Origin of the sequence: Chitinophaga sp. NPDC101104 (genome assembly GCF_050277495.1) — a bacterium.
In the GTDB taxonomy this organism is placed as follows: Bacteria; Bacteroidota; Bacteroidia; order Chitinophagales; family Chitinophagaceae; genus Chitinophaga.
Window position 1 is genome coordinate 3,199,295 of sequence record NZ_JBNNSF010000001.1, and the last position, 9,654, is coordinate 3,208,948.

General features: G+C 55.5%; 4 protein-coding genes. All 4 read left to right on the top strand.

The features are described 5' to 3' along the window. The 4 genes from ACQKLP_RS12930 to ACQKLP_RS12945 are packed head-to-tail and all read left to right on the top strand — an operon-like array spanning position 1 to position 9,652. Positions 1 to 1,095, top strand: a complete 1,095-nt coding sequence (locus tag ACQKLP_RS12930; protein WP_427323166.1) for a hypothetical protein — start codon at positions 1 to 3, stop codon at positions 1,093 to 1,095. 3 nt (positions 1,096 to 1,098) lie between these two features. Further along, entirely contained in the window at positions 1,099 to 1,587 is a 489-nt protein-coding gene (locus ACQKLP_RS12935) for a hypothetical protein (protein WP_427323167.1), read from the top strand. Positions 1,588 to 1,637: 50 nt separating this feature from the next. Continuing rightward, positions 1,638 to 8,876 (top strand): hypothetical protein, encoded by a 7,239-nt coding sequence (locus ACQKLP_RS12940; protein WP_427323168.1) that lies wholly within the window; start codon positions 1,638 to 1,640, stop codon positions 8,874 to 8,876. Continuing rightward, entirely contained in the window at positions 8,876 to 9,652 is a 777-nt protein-coding gene (locus tag ACQKLP_RS12945) for a hypothetical protein (protein ID WP_427323169.1), read from the top strand. The genes ACQKLP_RS12940 and ACQKLP_RS12945 overlap by 1 nt, the downstream gene beginning before the upstream one ends. The last annotated feature ends 2 nt before the right edge of the window (positions 9,653 to 9,654 follow it).

Consider the following 9,654-nt stretch of genomic DNA (forward strand, 5'->3'; position numbering starts at 1 on the left):
ATGAAAAGATATTTTTCGTTGCTGTTGATACTTGTGTTTCCCGCGTTGGTACATGCCCAGTTGACGGTCAATTTTATGCCGGAAGTGCAGGGCCGGACGCTGGAAGGCGTGATGTCGGCCAAACTGATGAATAGCCAGCAGCGCCGCAGCTGCTATATGGTGGTCCGCATCACCGTTGCCGGCGGCGGACTGGTTGCTGAAGCCAAAACTCCCGCGTTCGACGTACAGCCCGGCATGAACCTCATCCCGCAACACGCGGCCTATAACGCCGCCTGGAAATTCGGGAGCGGGAAAGTAGCAGTAGTGGTGAAGCAAAGCCACCAATTCCCCGAAGGCGAATATGAATACTGTTTCGAGCTGTACGAGAACGTGAAAGGCGCGCCGGGAGAACTGGTGGCCGATCAGTGCTTCGATTACGACCTGCAGCCGCTGAGCCCCCTTATGCTCACGGAGCCCTACGAAGGCGACCAGATCTGCGATAAACGGCCGCCGCTCTTCTGGCAGCCGCTGCTGCCGGCCATTCCGGGCATGGAATACCGGCTGCTGCTCGTGGAAGTGAAAGAAGGCCAGGCGCGCGCCGAAGCCCTTCACTACAATATGCCCGTCATTCGCCAGGCGGGCATCCAGGCGCCGATGCTCCTGTACCCGCCGCTGAGCCGGGAGCTTACCGAAGGAAAGAAATACGCCTGGCAGGTGACGGCCGTTCGCAACGAAATGGTGCTGGCCAGGAGCGAGGTGTGGGATTTTACGGTGAAATGTGAAGATACCGTGCCGCAGAAACCCGCCGACAGCTACCGGAATATCGACGACCTCGCAAAAGGGAACTTTTACATCGCCGAAGGCAGCATCCATTTTGCGATCGACAACCCCCACAATGGACAGCCGCTGGAATACAGTATCGTCAGCATTTCCGCCCCGGACGCGAAACTGAAAAAACTCCCGAAACTCACGCTGGCAACCGGCCGCAACCATATTCTCATCGATTTGGAGCGCGTGAAAGGTATGACCGATGGCCATTATTACCTGCTTTCCGTGCGCATGCCCGGCGGCGAAACGAAACAATTGCGATTCCTGTACAAAACCGAAAACGAATAGCCCATGCGAATGGTCGTGATGCTCCTTGCCGGAGTAGTGATGATAGCCTGTAACTCCCGTAAACAACGGGTGGAGAAAATGAAAGAATTGTCGTTGCTCGATGAAAAGAGCGCCGGCAATTGGAACATGCGCCTGCGCTATTTACCCGCGCAAAACAGGGACACCAGCGCCTGGACGCTCGTGCTGCATGTGGAACATGTCAGCAAACTGCCGCAGCGGGAGCTGAACGATCCCCGGTTCAGTTACGGGACCGACAGTCTTTTCGAAGTGATCGTTCCGGGCGATACGCTGGCGCCGCTGATGGTGGTGCGCGTGGCGAACGGACAAACGGACGGGGCGGAATACCTGCTGACGTTCGACCGTTCAAAGCTGCGCCCGTCTACCGGTGTGCAGCTCCGGTTCAGGGACTGGCTGTTTTCGCAGCGCGATCTGTACTTTCCCCTGAACGTAGCTTCCATTTATCAACTTGATTCAATCTACACCCGGATATGATTAGAAGAGCCGCAACAAAGAAGCACATTGCCGTTTTCTTTCTCTGTCTCATGACATTGGAAACATTGTTGCCGATGAAAGGCCTGGCTTTGACCAGCGGGCCTGCCCAGCCGGAAATGACCCAGTTCCAACCGGCCGGCATGAGCGATATGGTGGATTTATTCACGGGGGATTTCAAATACAATTTACCGCTGCTGGATGTAGACGGTTACCCGGTCAATCTTTCGTATGCGCAAGGTTCAGGCATGGAAGACGAAGCATCCTGGGTGGGATTGGGCTGGAACCTGAACATTGGCTCGGTTACCCGGCAGTTGCGCGGTGTTCCCGACGATCATAACGGCGACAAGGTGACCACCAAATACCACATGAAGAAAAAGGTGACGACGGGCGCTAAAGTTTCCGGCCGCCTGGAGCTGACCGGTTGGGAAGTGCTGAAGGTAGGCGGATCGATATCTGCAGGCCTGTTTTACGATAACTATACAGGATATGGAGCAGAAGCCGGATACGGATACAACGCCGGTTTGTCGCTCTCATCCTCCAACTCAGGATCGCTGACGGTGGGCCTGCGGTCGGACGTGAGCTCGAACACCTCGTCGGGCGTATCCAAAACACTGGGCGCTTCGCTTTCCATCGGCTCGAAAATGAACGATTACGGCAGCAACTCGATCGGCGCCAATATCTCGCAAAGCTATAACAGCCGGGAAGGCATGAAATCGTTGACCCTGGGCGTGTCTTACGGGAATACCTCGGGCAAATCGGGACTGAGCTCTTCGGCTACATTTGAGCTGAATACGCCGGTGTTCTATCCTTCCGCCCAAATTCCTTTCAAAAACGCCAGCCATACCTTTTCCGTTGACCTGGGCGCTACGGCATACACGGTGAGCGTTGCGGCGGGGTTCTCGGGCTACCGCAGCACCCGGGAAGTGAAGCAGCCGGAAATGACCCACCTGGCGTACGGATCGCTATATGGCGCCAATGCGAAAAATAATGGGGACGCTTTGATGGATTTCATGCGGGAGAAGGATAACATCGTGGTACCTGATATGCAGCACATCGCCCTGCCCGTGGCAACTCCGGATAATTTTACTTACAGCAGCCAGGCCGGCGGCGGACAGTTCAAGGTTTACAACGGCGGGTCCGGCGTGTTTTTCAATAACCGGAAAGTAGATGAATCCCACAATACGTCGTTCGGCAGCGACTTCGGCGTCGGCGCGCTCTTCCATGGAGGGGTATCGTTATACAACCAGCAAATCGACGACCGTTCCCAGAAATGGGAGCGTGACAACGCATTCCTCGCCAACGGCGATTTTCCGGAGCCTGCAACGGTAGATGAAGAGCAGACTTATTTCAAGTCTATTGGCGAAAACACGATGGAAGACGCCACTTTCGCCAGCAGGATCAACGGCGAAGAGCCGGTACGCGTGCCCATTCACCAGAAATCCGCGGGCAGCAAGCTGCAAAAAACAGACAACAACCTGGTGCCCGACGGCAAATACAAGCGTTCCGGCCGCCAGGTCCGCAACAATACCATCCAGTACCTCACGGCCAGCCAGGCGTCGAGAGGCAGCCTGAATACGAGGATCCCCAATTATTCGATCCTCGATATCAATACGTTCTCCACGCAGGGGCCCTGCGCCCAGCCGTTCGACTCTGTAAACCGGGTCGGCGGCGCACGTATGGGGCACCATATTTCCGAGATCAGCGTGATGGGGAATGATGGGAAACGATTGGTGTATGGCGTGCCGGTGTACAACAATTTCCAGACGGAAATATCGTTCGCGTACAAGAAGCCCGAAGGCGCACCGCCTGCAACCAGGACGAGCAATCTCGTGACGTACGAAAAAACCGGCGGGCAGATCAAGCACAGGCACGCCGGCACCGACGAATATTACAACGAGCAGACCCAGCCCGGATACGCGACGTCGTATCTGCTCTCGGCTATCCTGTCGCCGGATTATGTAGACGTTACCAACAACGGAATAACGGAAGACGATCGCGGCACGGCCGTGAAGTTCAACTATTCCCGGCTGTCTGATAAATTCAAATGGCGTTCGCCTATGGCTTCCGCTCCCAATATGGCCACCCTGAACCAGGGCAACCTCGCGGACCCGGACGACGACAAGGCCAGCATCGTTTACGGCGAGAAGGAGATATGGTACCTCCATTCCATCGAAACCAAAACGAAGATCGCCTATTTCATCACAGACGTGCGCGAAGACGCACTGGGCGTAGACGGGATAGACGGCAACAAAAGCACGACCGTGAAGCAGCGCAGGCTGCGGGAAATCCGCCTGTACAGCAAAAGCGATCTGACAACACCCATTAAAACGGTTTACCTCAAGCATAACTACAACCTCTGCAAAGGCGTGCCGAACCATACCGGTATTGGCGGAACAGGGAAGCTGACGCTGGAATCCGTCCACTTCACCTACGGCTCCTCCAAAATGGGAGAGAATTTCCCGTACAAATTCCGGTACAACGAAACCCAGGACGGGAAAGGCAATTACGAGATTCTGGGGGCCGACCGCTGGGGTACTTACAAGTCGAAAGACGATAACCCCGGCGGGATGCTGAACGACGAGTTCGCCTACAGCCGCAACACCAAGCCCGGGCTGTTCCAGTTGTCTGCCATCGAATTGCCGACGGGCAGCACCATCGAGATCGAATACGAGCCGGATTCCTACCGATTCGTGCAAAACCGGCAGGCCATGGAAATGCGGAGCTGGTCGCAGGTACAAATGCTGGATAGTAATAACGCCGTTACGCAAGACCTCCTCGAGATGAAACAGCTGGTCATGGAGAATACCGCGAACGCTACGGACCTCGCGTCTTTCCGGGAGAAATATCTCAACGGCGGAAAATACCTGTATGGCAAAGTGTTCGTGAACCTGACCGACGAGCCCCACAGCGACCAGCTCGATCATTTCGACTGGGTGCCCTGTTATGCGGAAGTGACCGGCGTTCAAACGTCCGGAGGGAACATCAAAGTCTCGTTCGCCGGAACGCAGGTGTTCGGGAACGAATACAATCCTTTCGCCGCCGCAGCCTGGCAGCGGATGCGGCTCGATTATCCGCGGTACGCCTATCCTGGCTTCCGGAACAAGATCCCCGACGATCAGCCCATCAGCGCAGCCATTTCTGCGCTTAACAACGCCATCGGCAACTTGAGGGAGCTGAAGGAAGACTTTAACGAAAAGGCCGTCCGTAAACGGTTTGGAAATAAAATTAAAGCCGAGCGCAGCTTTTTCCGGGTGGCAACAGCCGAAAAACAAGGCGGCGGCGGCCGCGTGAAACAGCTCATCACCCGCGAAGTGTGGGACGGCGGTCCGGAAGAAAAATCCATTCTTCAATACACCTATACGACCACCGCGCCCGACGGCAGCCAGGTAAGCTCCGGCGTGGCCAGCTACGAGCCTTCGCTGGGCGGTGACGAAAATCCCTGGCGCCTGCCCGATCCTTATACGCAGGTGAACCGCAAGGCGCTTAACAATGAATACTACCTCGAAGAGCCCTTCGGCGAAAGCCTGTTCCCCGCGCCGGTGGTAGGGTATAGCGAAGTGAAAGTGGAAAGCCGCTCGGGCCGCGAAGGCACCGGCGTCAGCCAGACGGGCTATCTCCAGCATGAATTTTATACCGCCAAAGATTTCCCGACGGAAGTGACCGCCACGGGGCTCGACCGCGCGGAAAACCAGCGGCCAGCACTGGCCTCGTTTTTCGGGAGCAAAAGCGTGTACGAGCTCACGATGAGCCAGGGGTACGTGATCCGGCTCAACGATATGCACGGTAAGCCGAAAGCCGAGCGTGTATTCAACCAGCAACGCAAGGAAATCTCGTCTACCGAGTACCACTACAATTCCGAAGAGCGCGGCGGCGCGCAGCGGTTGCTCAATAAAGTGGACGTGGTAGACGAACGGGGCGTTATCACCAAAAACCAGGTCATTTCCCGCGAGCTGGACATGATCGTGGACATGCGGGAAGGAGAGACCAATAATTCCGGCCTCGCCATCAACGTGGGCGCCGACGTGATCCCCATCCTATGGTTCGTGATCCCCATCCCGCACTTCCCCATCACCTCCAACTCGGATTACCGGCTGTTCCGTTCGGCCTCGGTGGTGAAAACGGTGCAATATTTCGGGGTGCCCAAAAAGATCGTGAAGAAGGTCGATGGGTCGGAGATCACTTCCACCAATCTGCTCTTCGATAAAAATACCGGCGTGCCGGTGGTAACGTCTACCGACAACGAGTTCAACGACCCCGTGTATTCCGTTTCATTGCCCGCCTACTGGATGTACGCGCAAATGGGACATGCTTATAAGACGGCCGATATGCTGCTGAAAAGAATGTCGGTCGATAAGGACGGGCTGATCGATCCCAGGTACCGCAGCTTCTTAACGCCCGGCGACGAAATGCTCGACCTGAACGGAACGCTGCAAACCCGGTATTGGGTGATATCTTCCAACATACCGAACGATCCCTGTCCGGTGCGCCTGATCAACAAGTACGGTGTGATGATGAAAAGCATGAAGGGCGATTACAAGATCATCCGTTCCGGGAACCGCAACCTGCTGGGCGCCGTGGCGGGCACCATCACCTGCCTGGAAAAGCCCTATACCGACTTGCGGCTGGATTTCCCGGATAATGAAGACCTTACCAGGCTGCTGACCCTCGATGCCAAAGCCGTGCTGTTCGCCGAAGACTGGGGCCAGCCGCCTTCCTGCAAAAGCCAGGCCTGTCCGGAAGGATGGGTGCTGAACCAGGACGGTACGCGTTGCCTGGAGCCGGCGCGGATGATCGAAGGCAATATCGGTTTTTATAATTCGACCTCACAGGTAGCTGGCTTTCAGACAGAGTATGCGAAGCGTGCTGAATTCTACGACGACAATTTCTTCGAATGGAGAAACCAGGGTTTCTGGGCGCCCGACAATGGCGGTCGCTTCAGGAAAAATGCAATCTGGACGAAGTTTGGCGATAACGAAAGATGGAGTATGCTCAAGCGGAAGTTTAAGGTAGACCGTTCTGGAGATTTTTGGATCGGCTTTGGCGGCGACGAATGGGTTGAAGTTAAAATCAACAATGATATGATTTATGCAGAACAGACGCTTACCAGCAACTGGTCTGTTTGGAATATGCGGCGCATTTACTTACATGAAGGCTACAATGAGATTACCTTCAAATTGAAAAATAAAAACCAGGATTACGGCGGTGCGTTTGAGATCTATGACAATTCGCGTGAGGAATTGCTGACCGGAGACCCGAATATAATTGATGTTGTATTCGACTCGCATCAGGCAATTGAAGACGGCATGCCGTATGAAGCTTTCATCCTAGATGGCAGCAAGAATATACAATATTCCTTGTACCGCTGCGCGGCCGGTGAAGGGCTGCCCGATTACCAGACCGACGAATTGATCCCTTATTGTAATTCCACAGCGGTCGGCGAATGCCCCTCTGGTTACGAGAAAGCCGACGACGGGCTGACCTGCGTCAAACGCGTGACGAAGAATCATTCGCTGGGGATCGTGTACCGCTCGGGTCATATCGGTTTACCTGATGTGCGGTACGTCGGCGCCAGGATTTACGACGAAGAACAGATGCCGACCAACTATAAAATGAACCGGCAGAGCAACTATTTCGGACTGCCTTCCGGCCAGCCGCCGATGCCCCTGCCGCAAATAGGCAGGCTTTACACGGCCGGCATGTGGCCCAATACGACCGTGCAGGCGGGAGGTACCGTGCAGATGACCTTCTGCATCAATCTGCCCGATCCCGGAGAATATTGGGTGGGTTACAGTTCGTCTTCCAACATGAGCTTTAACTTCAACACTTCCTACAATTACGGTTACGAAGGAGATTATCCGACCTGGACGCGCGACTCCGTTAGCTGGCTCGTGCAAAAAGTGCCGGCGGTTCAGGGAAAGAACAATATCTGGATAACGGCCAAGGCCGGGAATTACAACTGGAACAATTTTGCTTTCGAGATCTACAGGAATACGGAAGCGGAACTGATGAACCTGTCAGGAAACGATCAACCGAACGTCGTTTTCAAGTTGAGCGATCTGATGACTGCTGCGTCTATTCCATATAACCTGTCGATCAGTAATTCAACGGGATCGATCCAGCAGCAGCGATATTCCTGTAATCCGAACGTACATTTCAACCTGTGCTTCGCTGAAGACAGCACCCTTTGCGCCAGCATGAAGATTTCAGAGGCTATCAACCCGTACATCTCCGGCCACCTCGGCAACTGGCTCCCGTCCGAAGAGAAAGTATTCCTCACCAACAGGAAGGCCACGCCGAAAGAATCGGTGGACGTGGTCCGCAAAGGCGGCAGTTACGCCCGGTTCAGGCCTTTCTGGCAATGGTCTGCCGGGAGCCAGAAATGGGTGCAGTCGACCGATATCGACTGGACCACCGCGCGATGGATCACCGCTTACGACACCTATTCCCAGGAGCTGGAGAATATGAACGCGCTCAAACAGTATTCCGGCACGCGCTTCGGCTTCAACGGCGCATTGCCGCTGGTAGTGGGCACCAACGCGCAAAGCAGGGAGCTGTATGCCGAGGGCTTCGAAGACTATTACTTCAACCGCAAGTGCTCCGGCTTCACGCCCTGCATCATGGACGGGTTCGATATCCGGAGGATCGTTGGGACCAACTTCTCGCAATGGCTCAATGCCGACGATGCGCACTCGGGCAACTACAGCCTCAAACTGAGCAGCCCCATCCGCCTCACGATGTACGCCTATTCGGAAACACATGCGCCGGGCAAATACCTTGTCCGCAACGCGAAAGGGGAGTACGAGCGCGCGCCGGTCAAAGAACTGCAGCTGTTCGGCTTCAACCCCGTGCCGGAAAAGGAATACATCCTGTCGATATGGATGAAAGACAACCAGCCGCGCACCAAATCCCTGCCCGTCCAGATCACGGTAGACGGTACCACGCTCAGCGGTACCTGGAAAGCCAATGTGGAAGGGTGGAAGCTGGCGGAATATACGTTCAGGAAAGCCGTCTACAACAGCACCACCATGCAGCCCATGGAGCTCCTGATCAGCGGCGGCGCCACCACGCTCGTCGATGATATCCGGATCTACCCGAAAGACGGGCAGGCGGTAACCTATGCGTACGACGACAAATCGCTGCGCCTCATGGCCGAGCTCGATGCCAACAACTTCGCTACTTTCTATGAGTACGACGAGCAAGGCCGCCTCATCCGCGTGAAGAAAGAAACAGAAAAAGGCATCCTGACCATCAAGGAAAGCCGGTCCACTTACATTAAAAGAAATTTGTAATGAATAAGCGCATCACCTTTTTCGCTGCCGCGATCATCGCCATCTCCGCCGGAATCGTAACGGCCATGCCGGTGATCCGTAAATGGACGGCCACGCATCCGGCACCCGCAAAACCGGCGGTGGATGCCGCACCGGTAGCCCCGGGAGAACTGGAGGCGCTCGAGGAAATGAGCCGCTTGTTCCACCGGCTCGACAGTGTGACCGACTTCGAGGTGCTCGGCTCCGTAGCCACCACCGACCCGTCGGACTCCCTCGGCAATTCGTTTCAACAGTACCACTACGCCCGCCTGGGAGATAGGGTGTATTACAAGATCGGCCAGCAGGAAACTTTTAGCCTGCCCGAGGGGAATTTCACCATCGACCATTTCGTGAAGAAGATATTCATTTCCCCGGCCGGTAAAGCCCCGCCGGCCGTGTTCCCCGATTCGAAGCAGATGGCCGCCTTCCTCACGGGAGAAGGGTACACCGTTTCGAAAAAGGAAGCGGGTGAGCTGACCTGGATCGAGCTGCGCCGCCCGAACCACATCACCTGCAAAGTATACCGCGTAGGCTTCGACAAGGAAGGGTTTATCCGGGAAAGCTATACCCGGCTCACGGATTTCAGCGACCCCCTGAACGATGCCAAAGACAAGACCGTGCGCGCCACGGCCAGCCGCTGGACCGTTGGGCCGCCGCCGGCCCCGCTGTTCGATATTTCCGGAAAACTGAAGATGCGGAACGGCCGGTTCGAAGCCGTTGCCGCCGTGAAAGACTACGAATTAATTGTGACCCGATAACT

What these genes read in the sequence shown, in the direction of transcription:
- ACQKLP_RS12930 (WP_427323166.1), top strand. Translation starts at nt 1, where the DNA reads ATGAAAAGATATTTTTCGTTGCTGTTGATACTTGTGTTTCCCGCGTTG.
- ACQKLP_RS12935 (WP_427323167.1), top strand. Translation starts at nt 1,099, where the DNA reads ATGCGAATGGTCGTGATGCTCCTTGCCGGAGTAGTGATGATAGCCTGT.
- ACQKLP_RS12940 (WP_427323168.1), top strand. Translation starts at nt 1,638, where the DNA reads ATGACATTGGAAACATTGTTGCCGATGAAAGGCCTGGCTTTGACCAGC.
- ACQKLP_RS12945 (WP_427323169.1), top strand. Translation starts at nt 8,876, where the DNA reads ATGAATAAGCGCATCACCTTTTTCGCTGCCGCGATCATCGCCATCTCC.